This is a genomic window from Paraburkholderia sp. UCT2 (assembly GCF_014397665.1).
Taxonomy (GTDB): Bacteria; Pseudomonadota; Gammaproteobacteria; order Burkholderiales; family Burkholderiaceae; genus Paraburkholderia; species Paraburkholderia tuberum.
In genome coordinates, this window is the sequence record NZ_VZQO01000040.1 from 32,569 (window position 1) to 54,050 (window position 21,482).

Below are 21,482 nucleotides of genomic sequence, written 5' to 3' on the forward strand. Positions count from 1 at the left end.
GCGACGAACGATCAGGACCGGAACGCTGCCGCTCCGGACGATTACCTGCAAGGTGAGATGCAGCAGAAGCCTCAGGCGGCCTGCGCGGAAGGCAGTCGCGATACGAGCCGCAGCGATACGGTGAGTCCTTCGAGCTGGTAGTGCGGCTTCAGGAAGAACTTCGACGTGTAGTAGCCGGGATTGCCTTCGACGTCCTCGACGACGACTTGCGCGGCAGCGAGCGGCTTGCGGGCCTTGGTTTCCTCGCTGGAATTCACCGGATCGCCATCGACATAATTCATGACCCAGTTCGACAGCCAGCTCTCCATCTGCTCGCGCGTGCTGAATGAGCCGATCTTGTCGCGCACGATGCATTTGAGGTAGTGCGCGAAACGGCAGCACGCGAACATGTATGGCAAACGTGCCGACAGATTCGAATTCGCCGTGGCGGCCGGATCGTCGTACTCTTCCGGCTTCGCGACCGATTGCGCGCCGATGAATGCCGCGATGTCCGAATTCTTGCGATGCACGAGCGGCATCAACCCCATCTTGTCGAGTTCGGCCGAGCGCCGATCGGTGATCGCGATCTCGGTCGGGCACTTCATGTCGACGCCACCGTCGTCGCTCGGGAAGGTATGCACCGGCAGACTGTCGACTGCTCCTCCCGACTCGACGCCGCGAATCCGCGTGCACCATCCGTAGTACTTGAACGAACGGTTGATGTTCACCGCCATCGCATACGCAGCGTTCTGCCATGTGTACTTCGATGAATCCGCGCCTTCGGTGTCTTCTTCGAAGTCGAACCCGTCGACTGGGTCGGTCTTCGCGCCGTACGGCAGGCGTGCAAGCGTGCGCGGCATCGTCAGCGCGAGATAGCGGGCGTCGTCCATTTCGCGAAGCGAACGCCAGCCCGCGTAGTCCGGCGTCGTGAAGATCAGCGACAGATCGCGCGGATTGGCCAGCTCGTTCCAGCCTTCCATGCCGAGCAACGTCGAATCCGCCGCCGAGATGAACGGCGCATGCGCGGCGGCGGCGACCTGCGAAATGCCGCGTAGCAGTTCGACGTCCTGCGGACCGTGATCGAAGTAGTAATCGCCGATGAGGCAGCCATACGGTTCGCCACCCAACTGGCCATATTCTTCTTCATAGATGCGCTTGAATACAGGGCTCTGGTCCCATGCAACGCCTTTGAAGCGCTTGAGATTTTTTGCGAGTTCCTTCTTCGATATGTTCACCACCCGGATCTTCAGCATCGGATCCGTTTCGGTGTTGGTAACGAGATGGTGCAGCCCTCGCCAAGCGCCTTCCAGCTTCTGAAAGTCCGCGTGGTGCATGATCTGGTTCAACTGCTCGCTGAGCTTGCGGTCGATCTCGGCGACATACGCGTTGATGGTTTGCGTCAAGTCATCCGAAACGATGTGCGAATCCTGCAGCACCTGTGCAGCGAGCGTGCGCACGGCCGATTCGACTTCCTGCTTCGCGCGCTCGTTCTTCGGCTTGAACTCCCTGTTGAGCAGCGCGGCGAAATCGTCGGTGCCGCTCAATGCACCCTCGACGTCTTGCTCGATCTGATTCTGGCTTTCCATGATCGCGCTCACTCCTGTGCCGGTTCGGTGTCGGCGGCTTTCGGCGCCGCGCCCAGCGATTGCAGCAAGGCGGGATCCTTGATCGCCTGCGCGATCAGCTTCTCCGCGCCCGACTTGCCATCGAGATAAGTGCCGAGGTTGGCGAGCTGCGTGCGCGCCTCGAGCAGCTTCGCGAGCGAGTCGACCTTGCGCGCCACTTCGGCGGGCGAAAAATCGTCCATGCCTTCGAAGATGATATCGACCGCCAGATTGCCTTCGCCCGTCAGCGTGTTGGGCACGCTGAAGTTCACCCGCGGCCTCATCGACTGCATGCGGCTGTCGAAGTTATCGACGTCCACTTCCACCGCCTTGCGCGCTTCGAGCGGCGGAAGATCGCCGGCATTGGCGCCTGACAGATCCGACATCACACCCATCACGAACGGGATCTGCACTTTTTTCTGCGCGCCGTACAGTTCCACGTCGTACTCGATCTGTACGCGTGGCGCCCGATTGCGCGCGATGAATTTCTGACTGCTCTGTCTCGTTGCCATGCGCTGATTTCCTCTGGTATCCGTAGGGTTTCGTGAATCCGGCGATGCATCTTACGAGCCTGCACTCGACTTGCGCGTTGCAGACGCGTCGCCCATGCACCCAGAACAGCGCAGCATCGCGATCTATTCCACGTCTGTCGAAACCGTTGCGTTCATGTTCCAGATCACACTCGCCGCCGTCTGCGCAAATCAGAACAGCCCAGCCGGGCAGATATTCCGTTGTGTCGTGGACTGGATCTTTTCGTGCGTGCGTCACGCAGAGACAGGCTCACCATATGGGACACGCGAAGGCGAGTTTGTGATCATCGAAACCCTGGAATAAACCCGCGAGCCGGCTGTTCTGTTGATACTCGCGCGATATAACGCGCCGTATTCACCGCGCTTCGCCAATTGAAACGCTCAACCAGGCTCATCTGGATGATCTTCGGACTTTTCAAGCGGTCTGTACCGTTCGCCTTGCTGCTGCTTGCACCCTATGCCAATGCGGCGTGGACGCTCGTGCAGGCCGATGCGCCCGCCACCGTCATTCATGAGACGGGGCGTTATCAGGCAGATGTCGGGCAGCGCTTTGCGCTTGACGATATGGTCGAAACGCCGACGAGCGCAGGCGTGCAGATCCAGGACGACGCGGGCAATAGCGTCGCGCTGGGTCATGGCACTCGCGTGATGCTGATGCGCGACGCGCATATCGCGTTGCTCGGCGGCTGGCTGAAGGTGCTGCACGCGTGCGACGCAAACACGGCGAATTGCGCCGCGCCTGTGATCGACACCGCGCGCACGCGATTCACGCCCTCGAACGATACCGTGCTGGTCATCGCGGCAACGGCAACGAATTATCGGAGTGCCAATGAGCAGATCGCCCACGCGCAAGACCGTGACGCAGTGTTCTGTGAGAGCGGCGCGGCCAGCATTCTCGGCATCGGCGCTTCGCACGGCAATGTTGCGCCGCTCAAGCTCGATGCGCATCGCTTCGCCATGCATCCCGCGGCGAGCGACACGATTGCCGTGACAGCAGGCCCTGATTCCGCTTTCGTCGCCGCGATGCCGGTTACATTCCGCGACGCGTTGCGTGTGCTGCCGATGCCGGCCCATCCACGCAACGAGCCGCCGGGCAGCATCCGACCGGTCGCTTACGACGACGTATCGGACTGGCTCGACAGCGAACTCGCGGCGCGCAGGGATCCATCGACGCGTTTCACTTCGCGCTTTCGCGCGCGCCTGACCGATCCCGCGTTTCGCCGCGCAGTCGTGCAGCGCATTCGCGATTTGCCGGACTGGCATGCGCTGGTCTTTCCGCCGCCACCGCGTGCCGTGATACGGAGCCCCGCAATCCAGACCGGTTCCGTCTACGGTTCCGCTTACCGTTCCGCTTACCCATCCGCTCCGGTTCGCCCATGAAGCTGTCACTCGCCATCAAGTTCAATCTCGTGTTCATCGCGATCTTCGCGATCGGACTGACCGCCATCGGATTCGTCGCGGATCGTGTGTTGCAACAGCAGGCGCTCGACGAAACCCGTCACGATGCGGACGTCCTTCTGAACGCCGCCAGCGCGATGCAGAACTACACGGCGCAACACATCACGCCGCTGCTCGCGACGCAGATCAAATATTCGTTCGTGCCCGAGTCGGTGCCGGCGTACTCGGCGATCGAAATGCTGAACTCGTTGCAGAGCGCGTTTCCGAACTTCTCGTACAAGTCGGCGATGCTCAATCCGACCAATCCGCGCGACCGGCCAAGCGACTGGGAAAGCGAAGTGATCGCTCATCTGCACGACCATCCGGAATTGAAACAGGCCACCGGACAGCGTCATACGCCGGGCGGCGAGCAGTTGCTGTTTCTCGCCCATCCGAGCCGCATTACCGACGCCGCGTGCATGCAATGTCACAGCACGCCGTCCGCGGCGCCGCACACGATGATCGACAAGTACGGGCCGGCCAATGGTTTCGGCTGGACCATGAACGACGTGATCGGCGCAGAATTCGTGTCGGTGCCGATGTCGGAGTCGATCGCGCGCGGCCGTGCGGTATGGCGCAGCCTGATGGTCTCACTGACCGCTGTATTCGCGGTGGTGCTCGTCGTGCTGAACGCGATGGTGCACTTCCTCGTCACGCGGCGTTTGCAGATGTTGTCGCGCGCCGCGGACGAAGTGAGTCTCGGCAAACTCGGCGACGTCGAACTGCCGGCCGGCGGCAGCGACGAAATAGCGTCGCTCGCGGTGTCGTTCGGACGGATGCGCACGAGCCTCGTCGCAGCGTTCGAGATGATCGAAGAGCGCCAGGAGTAAGCGTGCCGCACACATCGTGGACGACTCCATGACTTCCCGAACCAGCGCGACTGAGCGACAGATCGGCCGCTATCGGGTCGAACGGGTGCTCGGTCACGGCGCGATGGGCACGGTCTATCTCGCGACCGATCCGCATATCCAGCGCGAGGTGGCGCTAAAAACGATTCGCACCCCGTCACTGAACGACGGACAAGGCACGGCGGAGCCATCCGGTGCGGAGCTGACCGCACGCTTTCTCAACGAAGCGCGCGCTGCCGGCCGTCTCGTGCATCCGCATATCGTCGGCGTGTTCGACTATGGCGAGGCGCAAGGCGTCGCGTTCATCGCGCTCGAATACGTACGCGGCGAGAACCTCGCGCAACGGCTCGCGCAGCACGCCCGCGATGGCAGCATGATGCCGTTGCTCGATGCGCTCACGTGGTTCGCGCAACTGCTCGATGCACTCGCTTATGCGCACGAACTCGGCGTGATTCATCGCGACATCAAGCCCGCCAACCTGCTGATCGCGCCGCGCGGCGAATGCAAGGTGACCGACTTCGGCATCGCACAGCTCGATACAGGGCGCCTGACGCAGGCCGGCATGATGATCGGCACGCCAAGCTACATGTCGCCGGAGCAGTATGCAGGCGCGGAGATCGACGCACGCAGCGACCTGTTTTCCGCCGGCGTCGTTCTGTACGAGATGCTGAGCGGGCAATGCCCGTTTAGCGGCGCGCCAGCCGCCGTGATGCATCAGGTGATGAACGAGATGCCGCCGCCCCCATCGACGCATGTCGCAAGCCTGCCCGCCGAACTCGATGCCATGGTGCTGAAGGCGCTCGCCAAACGGCCGGACGACCGCTATGCGTCCGCGCAAAGCTGGCGCAACGCCTTGTTGACGCTGCACGACTCGTTCATGGCGCGGCTCGATCCCGACCATACCGTCGTGCGCGCGCAGCCGTTGCGCCAGGCGCTTGCGCCAGCGGCGGGGGCTGCCAGACCAGACTGGCCACCCGAGTTTCTGGCCCAGCTGGAGCAACGGCTCGCCAGCCACGTCGGCCCTATTGCCTCGCTGCTCGTGCGGCGCGCCGCATCGCATGCGACCGACTCGCAAACACTGGCGGCCCAGCTTGCGCGCCATTTGTCCAACGACGCCGCTCGTCGTGAGTTCGATACCCTGCTCAAGCAGCACGTGATCGCTTCGGACGATGCATCGAAGCGCAGCACGCTGCCCATCGAATCGACATCCGCGGCGTGCATGCCGCTCGATGCCGAGCACGTCGAGGCCGCTGCGCGGCGGCTCGCATCGCACGTCGGACCGTTCGCACACGTGATCGCCGAGCGGGCCGCGCGTGGCGCGGACGCAGCGACCTTCCGTGCGCGACTGGCCGACGCGCTGCCGGCGTCGGTGGATCGCGAGGCTTTTTTGCGTGCCTTCGACGACCCGCCACCCTGAATCTCCCGGCTCGCGCCGCCGATCGATCGTCAGGCGGCCGCGATCAGGCGATCGATCCGTAACCGCAGCGCTACGGGCAATGCGGGCAAGCTTTGCCGGCCAACGATCTCAGTGTATGGAAACTTCGATGCCATCAGCCATATCACGCGATTCGCAATATCGACGGACTCGTGCATCGCTCGCTCTATGTCGGCCACGCGCGCGTGAGCCAACGTACGATCGACATAAGCAAGCAGGTCGGCGTCGGCGATCGTCATCGCCCGACTTCGACCCGAGGCGGAGCCGAACGTGCGGCCGGTCCCGCGCCGCTGTCGAAGCGCGCGCCAATGCTTTGCCGCGCGCGCGACAGGCGGCTCATGATCGTGCCGATCGGAACATCGAGCACCTGCGCGGCTTCGGCGTAACTCAATCCTTCGAACGCGACGAGCAGCATCACCACGCGCTGAGCCTCGGGCAAGCGCCCGACGGCGGCGATGATCTCACGGCTCAGCAGCACATCTTCGGGAGAACGCGCGGCAGGATCGGAGACGGCTAGCAATGCGTCGTCCCACTCGACACTCGCCCGGCCTCGTACGCTGCGTGCCCGCAATTCGTTGAGCCACGTGGAATGGATGATCGAGAACATCCAGCTGAGCGGCGCCGTGCCGGGCTGCAGTTGATGCGCCCGTTCGAGTCCGCGTACGCACGAACGTTGCAGCAGGTCTTCGGCGTCGTGCTGATTGCCGGACAGGCGCAACGAGAAAGCCCACAATCTGGGCAGCATTGCGGGTAAAAGATCCGGCAAACTCTCAACGACAGTGGTGGACATGGTTGAGTGGCCAATTTCGAGTAGAGCCCTTGAACGACGGCTCGACGTGCCGCTTGAGGGTCACGTCGTAACACCGATCACATCAGGAACAAGGCCAGACAGAATTTCTCTGGACCGGTTGATTGGTCTCTTCGCCGAGCAGAGGTTTGGCGGATCTGACGCCACCTCTTTATCTGGGACCGTTGCATGCAGTTCGTCAACGGCTTGAACGCGGATGCTTGCAGAATTGCCAAAGGCAGCGCCGCTCCATTTCGATTTTGACCGAACGCGTGCGCAGGGCATGTTTATCCAAAAACCACTGTTGCGACCAATCGTTTGTGGCTATGACCTCGATGACGAATCGCGGCTCACGGGTCGCCGTTTACTGAATAGAGCGAAACAACGACCAGCGAGGTCATCGTTTCGTTTCACTACGACTCTCCTGTCAAACCCCGTCACGCAAAAAACCGGCAGAACTTGACTCCGGACGCCGTCACGCGGAATGGCCCGCACTGCGATCAGATCGCGCCGCGCTCATGTACGCGCATCCCTCGGCTTCGCATCAGGCGCATCGTTAAGCGCGAACAACGCGTCCACGCTCCTGTTCGAGATCCGCTGTGCGATCGACTGGAGATCGCTTGAGTCCGGTTTGCCGATCAGCGCATAGGCAAGATCGTTCTGCCGCCACGATACGACGGTCATGCCGTTCAACTGCTGTTGCGCGATCGCCTGGTCCGGTCGCGCGTCCTTCATCACACACAGCGCAACCGGCGCGCCGTGGTCGGGCAGATAGACGATCTGGACCAGCGGCTTGTCGTTGAAGCGCAGGCGCGCGACTGCCTTGAACGACAGCCCCGCCTCCCGCAAATCCGGCACACGCAATGCAATGCCGTCGACGTACCGGATCGCCGTGACGGTCTTCGCCGACGCGCCGAGGTCGGGCGTGATGTCGGCAACGGTATCGCGTGTATAGAGCCGTTGATAGCCCACCGCTGCATGGATCCACGACGTCGCGTCGTTCGACGCGACAATCGCGCCGCCACTGCCGGGCACGCCCAGCCATGCAGGTCCGAGCCGCATCGCGAGGCCCGCGCAAAACGCGCCGGCGACGAATGCCGCGGCAAGCCACAGCCGCGCCTGCGGCTTTCTTGCGGGTATCGGCTGATGGGATGCGTGATTCGATTGGTCGCGCCGTGCGGCGCTCGCCATTGCTTCGATACGGCGCTGCAATTCGCCCGGTAAAGGCGGTAGCTTCTGCGTTGCAAACGCCTCGCGATAAGGGAGTTGCGACGCGCGCAGCAAATCGACGCTTTCCTGCAACTCAGGCGAAACGGCGAGTTCCTTTTCGATCGATGCCGCCTCGGACGGGTCAAGTTCGCCATCGACATACGCGATCAATTTACTGTCGTCGGGTCTCATAGGACGATAGGCTTAAAGGAGGTTGAGCGCGATCAGCATTCGCCTGCAAGGCGCGGGTCGGGCACCGCCCGTTCGTCATCAAATTCTATGATAACCGTAGTTGCGCGTTGTTCGCAGGTCGTACGCAGCGCGCGGATGAAGCGTGGATCACTGGCCAGGACTTGCTATTGCCAACCGTTTTCTCAGGCGTCGCGCCCGAAACCTCGCGGTAGAGACGACATTCAGTGACCATTCGATCCGGCAACGGCCTCCTCCCGAGTTCGGCGATTGAACGATACGCTATACGTCGACGAGCGCGCGGCCAGCAACGGATCGGCGGATGGCGCAATGCCATCGGGCAGGATGGTCGGATTGAACGTGATGTCGCGACAGGGACCATCGATCTGCGCCTGCGCGCGATCGATGACGATCGTGCCCACGTCGACCCGCTCGCGTTGCGGTGAGTCGATCCATTGCCGCGTCGAGTCGTCGATCGGATCGCCGGGCATCGCGACGTTCAGCACCAGATGCCAGCGCAATGGCCCCTTCGCGAGTTGCGTCATCAGCGCGTGCGACAGAAAGTCTGGATCGCTTTGCGCGCGGGCTTCGACAGGACGCCAGGGACTGTCCGGCACCACCTCCCAACGCACGAAACGCTTCGCGCCCTGCGCATCCGTAGTCTGGAACGAACTGATACCGAAATAGGCCGCGTTGTCGAAGCGGGACGATGGCGGGTGCAAGCGGACCCATTCGAGAAACGCGCGGGCCTCAGGATGGCCGTCGAGAAACGCCTGCATTTTTGCGGGGTTCGCCTGACCGGTGTGCGGATCCAGCGCTTCCGCCTGAAGCTGTTCGAATAGCGCCTGCGGCGTGCGCACCGCGAAAATCGGCGTCGAATTCATCGCGAGACGCCATTGCTCGCCGCGCGGCAGCGCGATCAGCAACGCGAAGCTGCGCACCAGGGCTTCGCCGTCGTCTTGTTGCGGATTGCCGCCGGGCCTCGACAGTCGCCCGACGACGGCGTAGCTGCCGCGTTCGAACACGCTTGCGCGCGATACCGACGCGCCGTTGCCGTTGCTGTCGAAGTGTCCGGTGATGCAGATGCCCTTCGCGTGGTTGCGCCGGAAGCCCGGGTGCGGCGTCGTCGTCGCTTCGAATGCATCGACGATCCGCTGCGAAGTCAGGCGCGGCGGGAACCATCCGGCGCACCAGACGAACAGCGCCAGCAGTAACATAGGCGCCGCGAAAACCGCGAGCCAGCGCAGCAGCAAGCCATGGCCTCGCTGGTGATCAGCCCGACCGGGCATCGTCATGCGCGTCCGTGCGGCCGATGGTGGTCGACACCTGGCCGTCGTAAAGGCGTTTGCCCAGTGCTTCGAGATCGACGCCGCCGTGCTCGCCGATCAGCGCATAACCGAGTTGGCCGCGCCGCCACGCCACCACGTCCATGCCGTCGACGCGATCGCGCGCGGGCGCCGCGTCGGCCTTCGCTTCTTTCAGCACGCATAACGCGACGGGGCCGCCATGCTCCGGCAGGTAGACGATCTGCACGAGCGGTTTGCCACGAAATCTCAGGCGCTGCACGCGCTTGAACGAGAGCCCTTGACTGCGCAGGTCGGGAATCTGCAACGCCAGATTGTCGTATTGACGAATATTGGCGGCGGTGGCGGCGGTCGCGCGCATGTCGGGTTGCAACGAGGCGACGGTGTCGCGTGTGTAAAGCTGCTGATAGCCGGCCGCCGCAGCGATCCACGACGACACGCCCGGATCATTCGATGCCGTCGTGATGGCGCCGCCACCGGTCAGTTGCGGCAACAGACGGAACGCGATGCCGCAGGAGAACACGCCCGCGACGAACGCCACCGCCAGCCACGGCAATGATGCGCGCGGCTTCAGCCGATGCACATTGCCACCGGACGGGATCGATGACTCACCGCTGGTCGCGGTATCGATTGCGTCGGCGGCATTGACCTCGCTTTGTGCGGACGAACCTGCGAGGTGCTGTCGAATCAATTCGTCGACTTTGCGGCGCAACGTCTCCGGTACCGGCGGCAACGCCTGCTGGCTGAACGCTTCCGCGTACGGCAATTGCGACGCCCGCAGTATCGACAGGCGCGACGCCACGTCGTCCGACTTGCCGATCGCGCTCTCGACATGTGCGCGTTCGTCGGGCGGCAATTCTCCGTCGACGTACGCTAACAGGGTGGTGTCGTCGATCGTCATCACACTTCTCGCTCGCTGCTGGATGAGCGCGCCGCCGTGGCTTCACGATTGCCGAATTGGGCCCCAATGGTCTGCCGCGCGCGGGACAGGCGGCTCATGATCGTGCCGATCGGCACGTCGAGCGCCTTGGCGGCCTCGGCGTAACTCAGGCCCTCGACGGCCACGAGCAGCATGACGATCCGTTGTGCCTCGGGCAGACGGTTGACGGCCGCGATGATCTCGCCATTCAGCAGGTTCTCTTCCGGCGTGCGCGCATCGGGATCAGCAACGGTCTGCAGAAAATCGTCGTCCCATTCCATGCTCGAGCGGTTGCGCACGTTGCGCGCTCTCAGCTCGTTGATCCAGGTGGAATGAACGATCGAAAACATCCAGCTCAGAGGAGAAGTGCCTGGCTGCAATTGATGGGCGCGTTCGAGTCCGCGGACACAGGCCCGCTGGACGAGATCCTCGGCGTCGTGCTGGTTGCCGCACAGGCGCAGCGAGAACGCCCATAATCGCGGCAGCATTCCCGGCAGTTGACTGGGCAGACTCTCAACCTCTGCTGTTGGCATGATTGACTGGCTAATGGCGGCTTGATGGCGGCTTGATGGCGGCCGGGCGTGGCGGCCAACGACTGGCCAATTCCGGCTGGTTTCCCCAAGCCGTATTGTGCAACGTTCGCAAAATGTTTGCCGACGCGCGGCAATCGGCTCGCAAACATCATCCGCGGGCAATGAGCGTCAGATCGGCGAAGCACGCGCGCCGTCTTTGACGGTCGCGTCGGCATTCGACGCGCCTTCCTCCGCTTACTTCATGATCCATGGTCGCCGGTGTCCTCACCGGCGCCAATGTGTTGTGGAAATTGCCATACCAGCGAGGGTTTTTTGTTTTGCGCGGTCCGATCTATACCGCTGGCATCGGCGATTTTTGCGTGGCGGCCTCGATGCTGGGCTTAAACGACATTTTCTGGTTATCAGCGGTGATCTTTATCGCGATCATTTCGCTGATCTGGCTGACCAAACCGCCAGGCACGGAAGGACCGGGATGGTCGTGGGCCATCTCAGGATAGCCAGCCGCGCAGCCGCGCGTGATCGAGAAAGCGGTAGACGGCGGGTGCAAGTTCGGACGTGCCGAAAAGCCGTTCGAGTTCGCCGATGATGTCGTCGAGCTCGTGTTCTCCGTCGCAACGCGCGAGGATCGCGCCGGCGCTAGTGTTGAGCTTCACCATCCCTTCGGGATAGAGCAGCACGTAGGCGTCCTGCGCCACTTCCCACTGCAGGCGGAAGACGCTCCGCAGGCGGGGGCGCAGTGGCACGCCGCTATCCGCGTCACGCGTGTTCATAGGGGCCAGGCCTTTTCGACCGCATCGAGGATCGACCAGAGAATTATCGAGTTTGAACCGCAGGATATCGAGCGCGCGCTGCTGCGCCTCGTGCGTGCCCGGCGTGGCGAGCGCCGCCCGCGGCGCCACTACGGCACTGCGGGCGGCACGCCGCAGCCCGCTCAGCGATTGGCGATATACATCGTGACTTCAAAGCCGAAACGCACCTCGGCGTACGACGGAGTGATCCATTGCATGGCATGTCTCCTTGTTTGCGATGGGACGGAAGAACCGCACTCGATGCGCGGCCGTTCCCTTCAAAGCAAAGGACATGCCGATGTCGCCCCGCGAGGCTCGTTTGGCTCACGCACAAGCCTTCGCCTGGGTATGGGCACCGACATCGTCAATTCGCTGACGTAAGCGGGACAAACGCGTCTCCATACGACGCGTTCGGGAGATGGGCAGTGTTGATTTTTGGAGCACCACTGCTGCGGGATGCAACAACGGTGTGACAGCACGTGGGCGAAACAGAAGTGCTGATGAAAGCGGCGCGGTGGGGTTCAGAAGTCGTCCACCTCACGATCCGGCTCGACCGCGGGCATCTTGCGATAGATCGTGTTGCGCGACACGCCGAGCTCGCGCGCGGCCGCCGAAACGTTGCCGCCATGCCGCGCGAGCGCGGCGGCAATCACCGACACGGTCACGTCCTGCAGGCGCGCGCACTCTGGCGCGAACGCATTGCCCGAGCCCGGCGTATCCGCCGCGCCGCTCGACGAAACGCCGCAGCGCAGATCATCGAAGAAGTCATCGGGCAAATGCTCGCGCCGGATCTCGCCGTCCGCGTCGACCATGGCCGCCGCGGTGCGCAGCAGGTTGCCAAGCTGCCTGAAGTTGCCCGGCCATGGACAGCGCTCGAACATCGCCATGACATCGGGTGCGACGTGAAGCGGCCGTCCGCTCGCGCTGGCGATCGATTCGCGCAGCAACATCTTCTGGATCACGACCGCGAGGTCGGTACGGTCGCGCAGCCGCGGCAGACGCACCACGAGGCCATTGAGCCGGTAGTAGAGATCCTCGCGGAAGCGGTTTTGCGCGATCATCTCGCGCAAGTCCCGGTGCGTCGCGCAGATGATCGCGACGTCCACCGCGATGCTCCTAGTCGAGCCGAGCGGGTTGACGACGCGTTCCTGCAGCACGCGCAGCAGCCGCACTTGCAGCGAGTACGGCATGTCGCCGATCTCGTCGAGAAACAGCGTGCCGCCGTTTGCCTGCAGCAGCTTGCCGATCGCGCCTTTGCGCCGCGCCCCGGTGAATGCGCCCTCCTCGTAGCCGAACAGCTCGGATTCGATCAGCGTCTCGGGAATCGAAGCACAGTTGACCGCCACGACCGGCCCGGCGCAGCGCGGCGAATCGTTGTGGATCGCCTGCGCGAGCAGTTCCTTGCCCGTGCCGGTCTCTCCATTGATCAGGATCGGAATGTCCTTGCCGATCACCCTCCTGACCTTCGCAACGACCGCGGCGACCTGCGGGTCACCCGTGTCGAGATAGCTCAGACGCGAGAGTCCGGCGGCCGCCTGCGGCGGCTCCTCGCGCGCGAGCGCGCGGGCACCGTCGTGCACGGCGACCGGGCGGCTGCCCTCGGCCAGCGACGCCCGCCTGAACTGCACGCGCGCGCAGACGACCGCGCCGCTGCTCAGGTTGAGCATCAGGTGCGGGTCGAGGCTCACGCGCACGCGATCGATCAGTTGCGCGCTCGTGGTCTGGAACAGCGACGACAGCGTATGCGCGCGCAGCCCGGCGAGCGACATGCCGAGCTGGAACTGGGCACTCCGGTTGGCCGACAGAAAGCGTCCGTCGCTCGTGAACGCCACGATGCCTTCCATCAGCGTGCCCAGAAACTCCGGACGACTATGGAAGGACACTTGCAGCGTTTCGTGAAAGGTGGTCGTAAAGAGATGATTCTCGATCATCTGCACCGACATTTTGGCGAGCGCCATCGTGTGCTGATGGTAGCTGCGGTAGTCGCCCGTCACGTCGAGCACCCCGATCGCGTCGCCATACGGATCGAGAATCGGCACGCTCGAGCAGGTCAGGAAGCGGTTTGCCGCCAGGTAGTGCTGGTCGCCGTGCACGACCATCGCGCAGCGCTCGGCCAGCGCCGTACCGATCGCATTGGTGCCCTGGCGGTCCTCGGCCCAGTTCGCGCCGGGCCGCAGCGCGACTTTCTCCGCGCGCGCGAGGAAGTCGTCGTCGCCGATCGAATGCAGGATCAGCCCTTCGGCATTGGTCAGCACGATCATGCTTTGCGTGTCGGCGATCTGCTCGTGCAGCGACTCCATCACCGGCATCGCATGCGCGCACAACACCCGGTTCTGCTCGCGTTTGAGCACGAGACCCGCGTTCGAAAGAACCTCGTATTCCGGCCGCGCCGACGCGCACAGACCAAACGTTTCGGAGCGTTCGTGCGCTTTCTGAATTGCCGGCACGGGAAAGTCATTGGACCGTATGGCAGTCTGAGCCACGGCCCGGTGAACGTCATCGCGCATTGTCTCCCTCCTGGAAAGCCTGGTACCTTGCCAGACTTTTCTCCGTCCTCTTAAGCAAGCTCCGGGCCATCCATTTCAGCGACAGCTTCGCCCGCGATCCTGACGTCGCCCTCGACCCGAGCGATGCGCGCCAGCGCTGCAACTGTCCTGTTTCTCAACACTCCATCGCCCGGCGTTGTACCGGGATGCAACACATGGAGCGCCCTGCGCGCGATATGTGCCGCCGCACGTTTCAGGCGTGCCGCCCTTTCGGACTCGCCCACAAAAATGGCATGTGACTTGCAGTAACGGCACCGCAACCGGATCGACACGGAACAAAGGGGCGACGCCTCTGCCGGCACTGCATCGACAAACACTCAGGAGACGACCATGAAGAACCGTTCGCCCGCCGCAGGCCGGCTGGCTGTCCTTGGAGCGAGCATCGCGATCGTGATGGCACTGAACGTGGCTCCGGTGCACGCCGCCCCGGACTACCCCGCCGTGACTTACGAGCGCCTCGCTCATGCACAGAGCGACCCAGGCTGGCTCACCTACTACCGCAGCTATAGCGGCCAGTCACATTCGCCACTGAAGCAGATCGATGCATCGAATGTCGCCGGGCTCAAGGAGGCCTGGAGCTATCAGTTCCCCGCGGAACTCAAGCAAGGCTTCGAAGCAACCCCGATCGTCAACGGCGGCTACCTTTTCGTCAGCACGCCGAAAGACAACGTCTATGCATTCGATGTCAGGAGCGGCACGAAGCTCTGGAAATACGAGCCGAAGCTCGGCGCGGAATCGTTCAAGACCGCATGCTGCGACGTAGTGAATCGCGGCGTCGCGCTGTATGGCAAGAACGTCTACGTGGCCATGCTGAGCGGCGAGGTAGCCGCGATCGACGCGCAGAGCGGCAATGTCGTGTGGAAAAAGCAGATGTTCGAACCGGGTCTCGGCTACGCGTTCTCGCTCGCGCCGCTCGCGCTCGACGGCGCGATCGTGGTCGGTACATCAGGCGGTGAGTATGGGATTCGCGGCTATATCGCCGCACTCGATCCCGACGACGGCTCGATCATCTGGAAGCGCTATACGATCCCGAATGCCGGCGACAAGGGCGGCGATACGTGGCCCGACGGCATGCAGGAACATGGCGGCGGCGCGGCGTGGCTGACCGGCACCTACGACGCCGCCACGCAGACGCTGTACTGGGGCGTCGGCAATCCGGGACCGTGGCTCGCCGCGCTGCGTCCCGGCGACAATCTGTACTCCGATTCCCTGCTCGCGCTCGATCCGAAGAACGGCGACCTGAAGTGGCACTATCAGTACACGAGTAACGACACGTGGGACTACGACGGCGTCAACACGCCGGTTCTTGCCAACATCAGCTACAAGGGCAAACAGTATGACGCCATCATCCATGCCGACCGCAACGGCTTCTTCCACGCGATCGACCGCAAGACCGGCAAGCTGATCTACGCGGAGCCGTTCGTCAAGGCGCTGTCGGTGACGGGCTATACCGCCGACGGCAAACCAGTTCAGGACGCCAGCCGGTTTCCCAAGGCCGGCACGACGATCAACACCTGTCCGAGCTTTCTCGGCGGCAAGAACTGGTGGTCGACTTCCTACGATCCCGAGCGGCACATCGCGGTGGTGCCCTCGCTGCATGCGTGCATGAGCCTGTCCGGCAAGTCGGTCAGCTACATGGAGGGTCTGCCCTACCTCGGCGAAGGCTTCGAGATCCAGCCTGAACCGGGCAGCCAGGGTTATGGCGAGCTTCAGGCCATCGATGTCAATACCGGCAAGAAGCTGTGGGGCCACTGGACCAGGATGCCCTGGAACGGTGGCGTCGCCACCACGGCCAGCGGCCTCGCCTTCAGCGGCTCGCTCGACGGCCATCTGTACGCGTTCGACGTGACGACGGGCAAGGTGCTGTGGGAGAGCCCGCAACTCGCGAGCGGCATCGTCGCGCAACCTTCCGTGTTCGAAGTCGACGGCAAGGAATACGTGGCCGTGCTCGCGGGCTACGGCGGTGCGAATCCGATCTGGGGCGGCCCGATGGCCGACGTCGCGAAGGACGTTCCGCGCGGCGGCACGCTGTACGTGTTCGCGCTCGATCGCAGCTAGGCGCAGCCACCGCACCCGCGTCGTTCCGCCCATCCGGCCTTCGCAGCTGCATCTTTCCGCGCCCGCACGCAGCCCATGCGGGCGCGGTGTTCCCGCCATCACAGGAACGCACCATCATGAACATTCGATTCACTCACCTTGCTCTCGCCGGCGCACTCGTCGCCGGCGCCGCACATGTTGCCGCCCAGGCGGCCGCGCGGACGTCGTCCAGCGTCCGCGTGTGCACGATGCCCGGCAGCCCTTCGGCCGAACTGGACAAGTCCGTTGCACGCGCGGTGTTGAGCGCGGCGGGCATTACCGCGACATTCGCGCCGCGCGGCATCGACGACGACGGCGGCGACGACGGCATCTCCGCTCGCGAGCTCTCGACATCGCTGCAGCGCAACTGCGACGTGATCGCGGGCTTTCCGCGTTCGAGCGTGGCCGACGGCTCCGACTCGCACCTGCTCTTTTCCGACAGCTATCTGCACTCCGGTTACGTCAGCGTCACGCTGCGCGGCGGCCATGCGGCCAACACCCCCGTCGCGGCGCCGGACGGCAAGATCACCATTGCCGCCACCTGGTCGAGCCCGTCGCAACTGATCGCGGTTCAGCAGAAGAACGCGCGCTTCGATCTGGAAACCACCTCCGCGCTGACCGTCGACGCCCTCGCGAAAGGGCGCGCCCAGCGCGCGATCGTCTGGTACCCGGCCGTGGTGGCGTATCGGCATGCGCACCCGCAGCAGCACTTCGAGGTTGCCGTCGCCGAGTCGCCCTATGCCGACTGGAATCTGGTGTTCGCGTCGGGGCCCGACACGCAGCCGCTGCAAAAGCGCATCGATGACGCGCTCACGCGTCTGCGCAGCGATGGCCGGCTCGCAGCACTCACGCGCAACTGGGCGCTGCCAACCACCCTCACGAGCGGTTCGGCGACGGCGGCCAGCACTCACGCGAATCTCGCGCGCTATCTCGACGGCCCGACCCAGGCGTCGCCGCGTGCGGACCTATGGCGCGTGGGCGGCATGCCCGCCGCCGGCGGCTTCATCAAGGTTGCGGCGACGACCGAGACACCGTCGTTCGATCACGATCAGGTCACCCACGGTGAACATCTGTATGCCGATTCGTGTGCGAAATGCCACGGCGAGAAGCTCGAAGGCAACACCGCGCCGTCGTTGATCGGACCGGCCTTCGCGCCAGCGGCGAACTCGCATCTGACGATCGGCGGCATTTACCAGTACATGTCGACCAACATGCCCGCGGATCATCCCGGCAAGATGAGCGACGAGGAGTACGCCGATCTGATGGCCTTCCTGCTCTATACGAATGGCTACGACGCCGGTAGCGCGAAGCTGACCGCGCAAGCCGCGCAATCCTCGACCACACCGCTGAACGCCGGACCGCGCCACTAACACGTTGCTTCGCACCGCATTACGACGCCACGCCGCTTCAATCGAATGCGGCATGGACGACCCATTTCTTTTCTCAGGGCATCATCATGGTCTCTCACAACCGCAGACACTTCATTCTCCAGGCCGCGGGCCTGTGTGCCGCGCTCGCCAGCGCCGAGCTCGCGTTGGCCGCGCCGCCCGCCGTCGATGAAAACGACGCCACGTCCAGCTCGCTCGGCTATCGTGCGAAAGCAAGCAGCGTCGACGCCGCGAAGTTCCCCAAGTACCACGCGGGCCAGACCTGCGCGAACTGTCGTTTCTATACCGGCGCAGCGGGCGAGGCTTCAGGACCGTGCCCGATGTTCCCCGGCAAATCGGTTGCCGCTGACGGCTGGTGCAACGTCTATGCGCAACGAGTTTGAGCGCTGGTCCGTGGGTGCGCCGCGAAGCGGCGCACGCGCGACGGCAGGCGAAGACACGTCGCCCCCTGGACCCTTCGCTCGCTGATTCGATGCGATAGCTGAACGACGTTCGAGCTCTGCTAAGCTACGGTCCGCCGCACCTATTCTTAGGCTCCCGAACAAACAGCGAGATCATTTGAACCGGAGAAGATCGATGTCGACGCCCTGGCTGGGGCGCTGCCTGTGCGGCGCGGTGCAATACGAAGCTCGCGGTGATTCACTCGCGCAACTGATCTGCCATTGCCGCGATTGTCAGCGCGCGTCAGGTTCCGCCGGGTTGCCGGTCGTCGTAGTGAGAGCCGCCGGCTTTTCGTTCAAAGGTGACGTCAGGCCTTATATGAAAATCGGCGGCAGCGGAATGCCCACGACGCGCAACTTCTGCGCTCATTGCGGCAGCCTGCTATTCGCTACGCCGCATCATGCGCCGGACATCGTGACCCTTTATGCCGGCACGCTCGATGATCCTGCGCGGTTCAAGCCCGAGTTCGCCCAGTTCACGTCCGAACGCCATCAACTGGACGCCCACCAGCCAGACATGCCTCACCATCCGCGCAGGGCGCCCTGACCGGCGTAATCAAAGCTGCCGCGTTTCCGAAGGCGGATTGCCCCAGTCGTCGTGCAGGCCATTCCGATAGGTCACTGGCGCATTCAGCGCCGCATCGAGATCGAGTTCATCGAGGCACATGATGTTCACGTTGACATACGGATACCCTGTGCCGTTTGGCATATCGATGCGATCGAATACGTGGACCCCGCAGCGTTTGCAGAACGGGTGATGCGCGACCGCATTGTGCCCCTGATATTCGCTGAGCGCGGCTTCATCCGAAAGAAGACGAAAATCTTCCCGGCGAACCTGCACGTGCCAGAATCGCAGCCTGCTGCAGTAGCTGCAATTGCACTTCGACGTGCCCTCGTCGAAATCGATGCGAGCCTCGAACTTCACGAATTGGCAATGGCAACTTCCGAGGTACGTGCGCAACATGGGGTTCTCCGGGGTTGAGGGCCGCTGCCATTATGGACGGCACGACTTCGCGCTGCCAATGCACGAGCCGTCGCAACCCTCGCAGTAATGGCGGTCGCGCACCGCGCGATCCACGCGCCAGACGTTCGCCGCAACCGGCGCCGCCGTCCCCGCCGAGCGTCCGTTTTCCCGCGCATGAAACGTCGGCTCGCCCGCCTTGCCGCGGCGAATCGCTTCATCGATGTCCGGCTCGCCGAACACCGCTTTCAGTTCGGCCACGAACGCCGCGATCTCCGGCATCGGATGCCCGGCTGGCTTGCGCACTCGCATGTCCATGAACCCACCCCCAAAAAAGTGCCTGCTCGCTATCTCATAAAACCATGTAGGATACTGTATATCCATACAGGTATTTTCGCAAATGACAGCCGCCCTGCCAGCACCGGAAGCCATTCACCCGTCCTTGTGGCGGGCGTCCCAGCTTGGCGCTGGCCGCGGCCGCAGCGTCGATACCGGTTATCCGGCCCTGTCGGCGGAGTTGCCCGGCGGTGGCTGGCCGCTCGGCGCGCTGGTCGATCTGCTCGTGCAGCAGGCCGGCGTCGGCGAACTGCGGCTGTTGCAGCCGGCGCTCAGCGCCGTCGGCGAGCGTCCGCTCGTCTTCGTGCAACCGCCGCATACGCCGGACGGCCTCGGGCTCAACTACATCGGCCTGTCGCTGCAGCAGGTGCTGCGGATCAATGCGCCGAAAACCGCCGACGCGCTGTGGTCCGCCGAGCAGATCCTGCGCGCCGGCAGTTGCGGCGCGCTGATCTTCTGGGCGCAGTACGCGCAGGCGTCCTCGCTGCGCCGTCTGCATCTGGCCGCGCAGTCGTCGGAGACGCTTTTCATCATGGTGCGGCCGCTCGCCACCGCGCAGGAGGCATCCCCCGCGCTGCTGCGGCTCGCGCTCAGGCCATCGGCCGAAGGTCTCACCATCGACATCGTGAAACGACGAGGGCCCGCTCGCGCAGAGCCCCTGTCGATTCCCCTTCAACCCACTCCCGTTCTGCTTTCCCGACATGCGCGTCTTTCTCGCCGTTCATCTGCCAAAGTTGCCGCTCGAGGTCTTCAGACCGAAGTGGTCGCCTGAGCCCGCGCATGGCTGCGCGGTGCTGGAGAAAGACAAGGTGGTCATGGCCGACCCCGCCGCGCGCTCGGCAGGCGTGCGTCCGGGCATGAAGCGCGGCGGCGTGCTGACGCTGTCGCCGCAGACCGAGATGTATGAGCGCGATAGCGGCCGCGAAACGGCGGCCCATCGCGAGGTGGGTATCGCGCTGATGCGCTTCTCGCCCGAAGTCGCGCTGCTCGATGAGGCGACGGTCGTCGTCGAGATCGGCGCGAGTTTGCGGCTCTTCGGCGGCCTGCTCGCGCTGTGCCGCGATACGAAAGCCATCCTCGACGCGCTCGGCTTCACCGCGCGCATCAGTGCCGCGCCGACCGGCCAGGGCGCGTGGCTGCTCGCGAAGTTTGGCAACCGGCGCGTGCTGAAGCTCGCGTCGCTCGACCAGCGCCTGTCCGCCCTGCCGATGCTCGCCGTGCCCGAGGTCCGCCCGTTCGCCGACTGGTTCACGGGCCTTGGTTGCGAGCGCATCGCCGATCTGCGCCGCCTGCCCCGCGCCGGCTTGCAGCGCCGCTGCGGCGAACATCTGCTCGACTCGCTCGACCGCGCGTTCGGGACCGCGCCCGAACTGTTCGACTGGCTCGAACTGCCGCCCACGTTCTCGGCGCGCATCGAGATGCCGGACCGGCTCGAACACGCGGATGGCGCAGTGTTCGGCGCGCAGCGCCTGATCGTGCAACTGTGCGGATGGCTGTGCGCAAAACAGCTCGCGCTCACCGGCATTCGCCTGTCGCTCGAACACGAGCGCGGACGCGCTGCGATCGAGCCGACCACGATCGACGTCGCACTCGGCGAGCCGACCTGGCGCGAAGAACATCTGATGCGCCTGCTCAAGGAGCGGCTGCATCGTATCGAGCTCGCCGCGCCCGTGATCGCGTTGCGGCTCGACGCGTCGAACGTCGAGTCGGCCGCGCCCGCGTCCGACACGCTGTTTCCCGAACCGGGCGGCTCGCAGGAGGATCACGCGCGGCTGCTCGAACTGCTGGTCGCGCGGCTCGGCGAAGAGAACGTGCTGAAACCCGCGCCGAGCGCCGATCATCGTCCGGAGCTCGCGAACCGCTGGCTGCCGGTGTCGCAGCCGGTCAAGCCCGGCCCGCTGCCGCAGAATCTGCCCCGCCCGACGTGGATGCTCGACACGCCCGTGCGTCTGCTGATGCGCCAGCACCGCCCGTTCTATGGCTCGCCGTTGCGCATGGTGTCGCCGGGCGAGCGCATCGAGAGCGGCTGGTTCGACGGCGAGCTCGTCACGCGCGACTACTTCGTCGCGCAGGCGGACGACCAGAGCTGCTACTGGATCTACCGCGAGCGCGTGAGCAGCCGCGACGCGGAAGAAGAGCAACGCTGGTTCCTGCATGGCCTGTTCGGCTGATA

The 21,482-nt window shown here is 64.1% G+C and carries 24 protein-coding genes; 11 read left to right on the top strand and 13 right to left on the bottom strand.

Annotated features, from left to right (window positions below):
- Nucleotides 1-71 precede the first annotated feature (71 nt).
- Both tssC and tssB read right to left on the bottom strand, forming a co-directional pair.
- On the bottom strand, nt 72-1,565 hold the full coding sequence (gene tssC, locus F6X39_RS27010) for a type VI secretion system contractile sheath large subunit (RefSeq protein WP_187618826.1): 1,494 nt from the start codon (nt 1,563-1,565) through the stop codon (nt 72-74).
- Between the two features lie 8 nt (nt 1,566-1,573).
- Entirely contained in the window at nt 1,574-2,095 is a 522-nt protein-coding gene (gene tssB, locus F6X39_RS27015; protein WP_187618827.1) for a type VI secretion system contractile sheath small subunit, read from the bottom strand.
- 94 nt (nt 2,096-2,189) lie between these two features.
- On the opposite strand from tssB, the gene F6X39_RS27020 reads away from it, so the two are divergent.
- The 4 genes from F6X39_RS27020 to F6X39_RS27035 all read left to right on the top strand — a co-directional run bounded on the left by F6X39_RS27020 (nt 2,190) and on the right by F6X39_RS27035 (nt 5,815).
- Nucleotides 2,190-2,417, top strand: coding sequence for a hypothetical protein (locus F6X39_RS27020; protein ID WP_184029557.1), 228 nt, complete (start codon nt 2,190-2,192; stop codon nt 2,415-2,417).
- 95 nt (nt 2,418-2,512) lie between these two features.
- On the top strand, nt 2,513-3,493 hold the full coding sequence (locus tag F6X39_RS27025; RefSeq protein WP_187618828.1) for a hypothetical protein: 981 nt from the start codon (nt 2,513-2,515) through the stop codon (nt 3,491-3,493).
- Complete coding sequence (locus tag F6X39_RS27030; RefSeq protein WP_187618829.1) at nt 3,490-4,380, top strand: DUF3365 domain-containing protein; 891 nt, start codon at nt 3,490-3,492, stop codon at nt 4,378-4,380. Before F6X39_RS27025 ends, F6X39_RS27030 begins: the two co-directional genes overlap by 4 nt.
- Before the next feature lie 28 nt (nt 4,381-4,408).
- Nucleotides 4,409-5,815 (top strand): serine/threonine-protein kinase, encoded by a 1,407-nt coding sequence (locus F6X39_RS27035; protein WP_187618830.1) that lies wholly within the window; start codon nt 4,409-4,411, stop codon nt 5,813-5,815.
- Nucleotides 5,816-5,844: 29 nt separating this feature from the next.
- Here the strand turns inward: F6X39_RS27035 and F6X39_RS27040 are convergent, their stop codons facing one another.
- From F6X39_RS27040 to F6X39_RS27065, 6 genes are all read right to left on the bottom strand, one after another.
- Complete coding sequence (locus F6X39_RS27040; RefSeq protein ID WP_187618831.1) at nt 5,845-6,072, bottom strand: hypothetical protein; 228 nt, start codon at nt 6,070-6,072, stop codon at nt 5,845-5,847.
- Nucleotides 6,069-6,623 (bottom strand): RNA polymerase sigma factor, encoded by a 555-nt coding sequence (locus F6X39_RS27045; protein WP_187618832.1) that lies wholly within the window; start codon nt 6,621-6,623, stop codon nt 6,069-6,071. Before F6X39_RS27045 ends, F6X39_RS27040 begins: the two co-directional genes overlap by 4 nt.
- 513 nt (nt 6,624-7,136) lie before the next feature.
- Nucleotides 7,137-8,021 (bottom strand): anti-sigma factor family protein, encoded by an 885-nt coding sequence (locus F6X39_RS27050; RefSeq protein WP_187618833.1) that lies wholly within the window; start codon nt 8,019-8,021, stop codon nt 7,137-7,139.
- A 221-nt stretch (nt 8,022-8,242) separates the two neighbouring features.
- Nucleotides 8,243-9,307, bottom strand: coding sequence for a catalase family peroxidase (locus F6X39_RS27055; protein ID WP_187618854.1), 1,065 nt, complete (start codon nt 9,305-9,307; stop codon nt 8,243-8,245).
- Nucleotides 9,291-10,223 (bottom strand): anti-sigma factor family protein, encoded by a 933-nt coding sequence (locus F6X39_RS27060; RefSeq protein WP_187618834.1) that lies wholly within the window; start codon nt 10,221-10,223, stop codon nt 9,291-9,293. Before F6X39_RS27060 ends, F6X39_RS27055 begins: the two co-directional genes overlap by 17 nt.
- The gene (locus F6X39_RS27065) at nt 10,223-10,774 is read right to left on the bottom strand and encodes an RNA polymerase sigma factor (protein ID WP_187618835.1); all 552 of its coding nucleotides are present in this window, start codon (nt 10,772-10,774) and stop codon (nt 10,223-10,225) included. Before F6X39_RS27065 ends, F6X39_RS27060 begins: the two co-directional genes overlap by 1 nt.
- Before the next feature lie 248 nt (nt 10,775-11,022).
- On the opposite strand from F6X39_RS27065, the gene F6X39_RS27070 reads away from it, so the two are divergent.
- Nucleotides 11,023-11,271 carry a hypothetical protein gene (locus F6X39_RS27070; protein ID WP_187618858.1) on the top strand — a complete coding sequence of 83 codons (249 nt, stop codon included), beginning with the start codon at nt 11,023-11,025 and terminating at the stop codon, nt 11,269-11,271.
- Here F6X39_RS27070 and pqqD read toward each other — a convergent pair.
- The 3 genes from pqqD to F6X39_RS27085 all read right to left on the bottom strand — a co-directional run bounded on the left by pqqD (nt 11,263) and on the right by F6X39_RS27085 (nt 14,069).
- The gene (pqqD, locus tag F6X39_RS27075) at nt 11,263-11,544 is read right to left on the bottom strand and encodes a pyrroloquinoline quinone biosynthesis peptide chaperone PqqD (RefSeq protein WP_187618855.1); all 282 of its coding nucleotides are present in this window, start codon (nt 11,542-11,544) and stop codon (nt 11,263-11,265) included. The genes F6X39_RS27070 and pqqD overlap by 9 nt on opposite strands.
- Nucleotides 11,545-11,705: 161 nt before the next feature.
- Entirely contained in the window at nt 11,706-11,780 is a 75-nt protein-coding gene (gene pqqA / locus F6X39_RS37675; protein WP_090805708.1) for a pyrroloquinoline quinone precursor peptide PqqA, read from the bottom strand.
- Nucleotides 11,781-12,083: 303 nt separating this feature from the next.
- Complete coding sequence (locus tag F6X39_RS27085; protein ID WP_187618836.1) at nt 12,084-14,069, bottom strand: sigma-54-dependent Fis family transcriptional regulator; 1,986 nt, start codon at nt 14,067-14,069, stop codon at nt 12,084-12,086.
- Nucleotides 14,070-14,438: 369 nt separating this feature from the next.
- Here F6X39_RS27085 and F6X39_RS27090 point away from each other — a divergent pair, with 369 nt between their 5' ends.
- The 4 genes from F6X39_RS27090 to F6X39_RS27105 all read left to right on the top strand — a co-directional run bounded on the left by F6X39_RS27090 (nt 14,439) and on the right by F6X39_RS27105 (nt 18,559).
- Nucleotides 14,439-16,166, top strand: coding sequence for a methanol/ethanol family PQQ-dependent dehydrogenase (locus F6X39_RS27090; RefSeq protein ID WP_187618837.1), 1,728 nt, complete (start codon nt 14,439-14,441; stop codon nt 16,164-16,166).
- A 116-nt stretch (nt 16,167-16,282) separates the two neighbouring features.
- Nucleotides 16,283-17,554, top strand: coding sequence for a c-type cytochrome (locus tag F6X39_RS27095; protein WP_187618838.1), 1,272 nt, complete (start codon nt 16,283-16,285; stop codon nt 17,552-17,554).
- Nucleotides 17,555-17,640: 86 nt separating this feature from the next.
- On the top strand, nt 17,641-17,955 hold the full coding sequence (locus tag F6X39_RS27100; RefSeq protein ID WP_187618839.1) for a high-potential iron-sulfur protein: 315 nt from the start codon (nt 17,641-17,643) through the stop codon (nt 17,953-17,955).
- A gap of 193 nt (nt 17,956-18,148) precedes the next feature.
- Nucleotides 18,149-18,559, top strand: coding sequence for a GFA family protein (locus F6X39_RS27105; RefSeq protein WP_187618840.1), 411 nt, complete (start codon nt 18,149-18,151; stop codon nt 18,557-18,559).
- A gap of 9 nt (nt 18,560-18,568) precedes the next feature.
- On the opposite strand, the gene F6X39_RS27110 is transcribed toward F6X39_RS27105, so the two are convergent.
- On the bottom strand, nt 18,569-18,976 hold the full coding sequence (locus F6X39_RS27110) for a GFA family protein (protein WP_187618841.1): 408 nt from the start codon (nt 18,974-18,976) through the stop codon (nt 18,569-18,571).
- Nucleotides 18,977-19,006: 30 nt separating this feature from the next.
- Complete coding sequence (locus F6X39_RS27115; protein WP_090804206.1) at nt 19,007-19,291, bottom strand: hypothetical protein; 285 nt, start codon at nt 19,289-19,291, stop codon at nt 19,007-19,009.
- Between the two features lie 82 nt (nt 19,292-19,373).
- Between F6X39_RS27115 and imuA the strand changes: the two genes are divergently transcribed.
- Nucleotides 19,374-20,081 (top strand): translesion DNA synthesis-associated protein ImuA, encoded by a 708-nt coding sequence (imuA, locus tag F6X39_RS27120; protein WP_184029676.1) that lies wholly within the window; start codon nt 19,374-19,376, stop codon nt 20,079-20,081.
- Entirely contained in the window at nt 20,011-21,480 is a 1,470-nt protein-coding gene (locus F6X39_RS27125; RefSeq protein WP_187618842.1) for a Y-family DNA polymerase, read from the top strand. Before imuA ends, F6X39_RS27125 begins: the two co-directional genes overlap by 71 nt.
- The last annotated feature ends 2 nt before the right edge of the window (nt 21,481-21,482 follow it).

Coding starts and splice junctions, on each gene's coding strand:
- imuA (WP_184029676.1), top strand. CDS start 19,374: ATGACAGCCGCCCTGCCAGCACCGGAAGCCATTCACCCGTCCTTGTGG.
- F6X39_RS27020 (WP_184029557.1), top strand. CDS start 2,190: ATGCACCCAGAACAGCGCAGCATCGCGATCTATTCCACGTCTGTCGAA.
- F6X39_RS27105 (WP_187618840.1), top strand. CDS start 18,149: ATGTCGACGCCCTGGCTGGGGCGCTGCCTGTGCGGCGCGGTGCAATAC.
- F6X39_RS27030 (WP_187618829.1), top strand. CDS start 3,490: ATGAAGCTGTCACTCGCCATCAAGTTCAATCTCGTGTTCATCGCGATC.
- F6X39_RS27110 (WP_187618841.1), bottom strand. CDS start 18,976: ATGTTGCGCACGTACCTCGGAAGTTGCCATTGCCAATTCGTGAAGTTC.
- F6X39_RS27070 (WP_187618858.1), top strand. CDS start 11,023: ATGGTCGCCGGTGTCCTCACCGGCGCCAATGTGTTGTGGAAATTGCCA.
- F6X39_RS27060 (WP_187618834.1), bottom strand. CDS start 10,223: ATGACGATCGACGACACCACCCTGTTAGCGTACGTCGACGGAGAATTG.
- tssC (WP_187618826.1), bottom strand. CDS start 1,565: ATGGAAAGCCAGAATCAGATCGAGCAAGACGTCGAGGGTGCATTGAGC.
- F6X39_RS27125 (WP_187618842.1), top strand. CDS start 20,011: ATGCGCGTCTTTCTCGCCGTTCATCTGCCAAAGTTGCCGCTCGAGGTC.
- F6X39_RS27025 (WP_187618828.1), top strand. CDS start 2,513: ATGATCTTCGGACTTTTCAAGCGGTCTGTACCGTTCGCCTTGCTGCTG.
- F6X39_RS27085 (WP_187618836.1), bottom strand. CDS start 14,069: ATGCGCGATGACGTTCACCGGGCCGTGGCTCAGACTGCCATACGGTCC.
- F6X39_RS27045 (WP_187618832.1), bottom strand. CDS start 6,623: ATGTCCACCACTGTCGTTGAGAGTTTGCCGGATCTTTTACCCGCAATG.
- F6X39_RS27100 (WP_187618839.1), top strand. CDS start 17,641: ATGGTCTCTCACAACCGCAGACACTTCATTCTCCAGGCCGCGGGCCTG.
- F6X39_RS27095 (WP_187618838.1), top strand. CDS start 16,283: ATGAACATTCGATTCACTCACCTTGCTCTCGCCGGCGCACTCGTCGCC.
- F6X39_RS27115 (WP_090804206.1), bottom strand. CDS start 19,291: ATGGACATGCGAGTGCGCAAGCCAGCCGGGCATCCGATGCCGGAGATC.
- F6X39_RS27065 (WP_187618835.1), bottom strand. CDS start 10,774: ATGCCAACAGCAGAGGTTGAGAGTCTGCCCAGTCAACTGCCGGGAATG.
- tssB (WP_187618827.1), bottom strand. CDS start 2,095: ATGGCAACGAGACAGAGCAGTCAGAAATTCATCGCGCGCAATCGGGCG.
- F6X39_RS27040 (WP_187618831.1), bottom strand. CDS start 6,072: ATGACGATCGCCGACGCCGACCTGCTTGCTTATGTCGATCGTACGTTG.
- F6X39_RS27055 (WP_187618854.1), bottom strand. CDS start 9,307: ATGCCCGGTCGGGCTGATCACCAGCGAGGCCATGGCTTGCTGCTGCGC.
- pqqD (WP_187618855.1), bottom strand. CDS start 11,544: ATGAACACGCGTGACGCGGATAGCGGCGTGCCACTGCGCCCCCGCCTG.
- F6X39_RS27050 (WP_187618833.1), bottom strand. CDS start 8,021: ATGAGACCCGACGACAGTAAATTGATCGCGTATGTCGATGGCGAACTT.
- F6X39_RS27035 (WP_187618830.1), top strand. CDS start 4,409: ATGACTTCCCGAACCAGCGCGACTGAGCGACAGATCGGCCGCTATCGG.
- F6X39_RS27090 (WP_187618837.1), top strand. CDS start 14,439: ATGAAGAACCGTTCGCCCGCCGCAGGCCGGCTGGCTGTCCTTGGAGCG.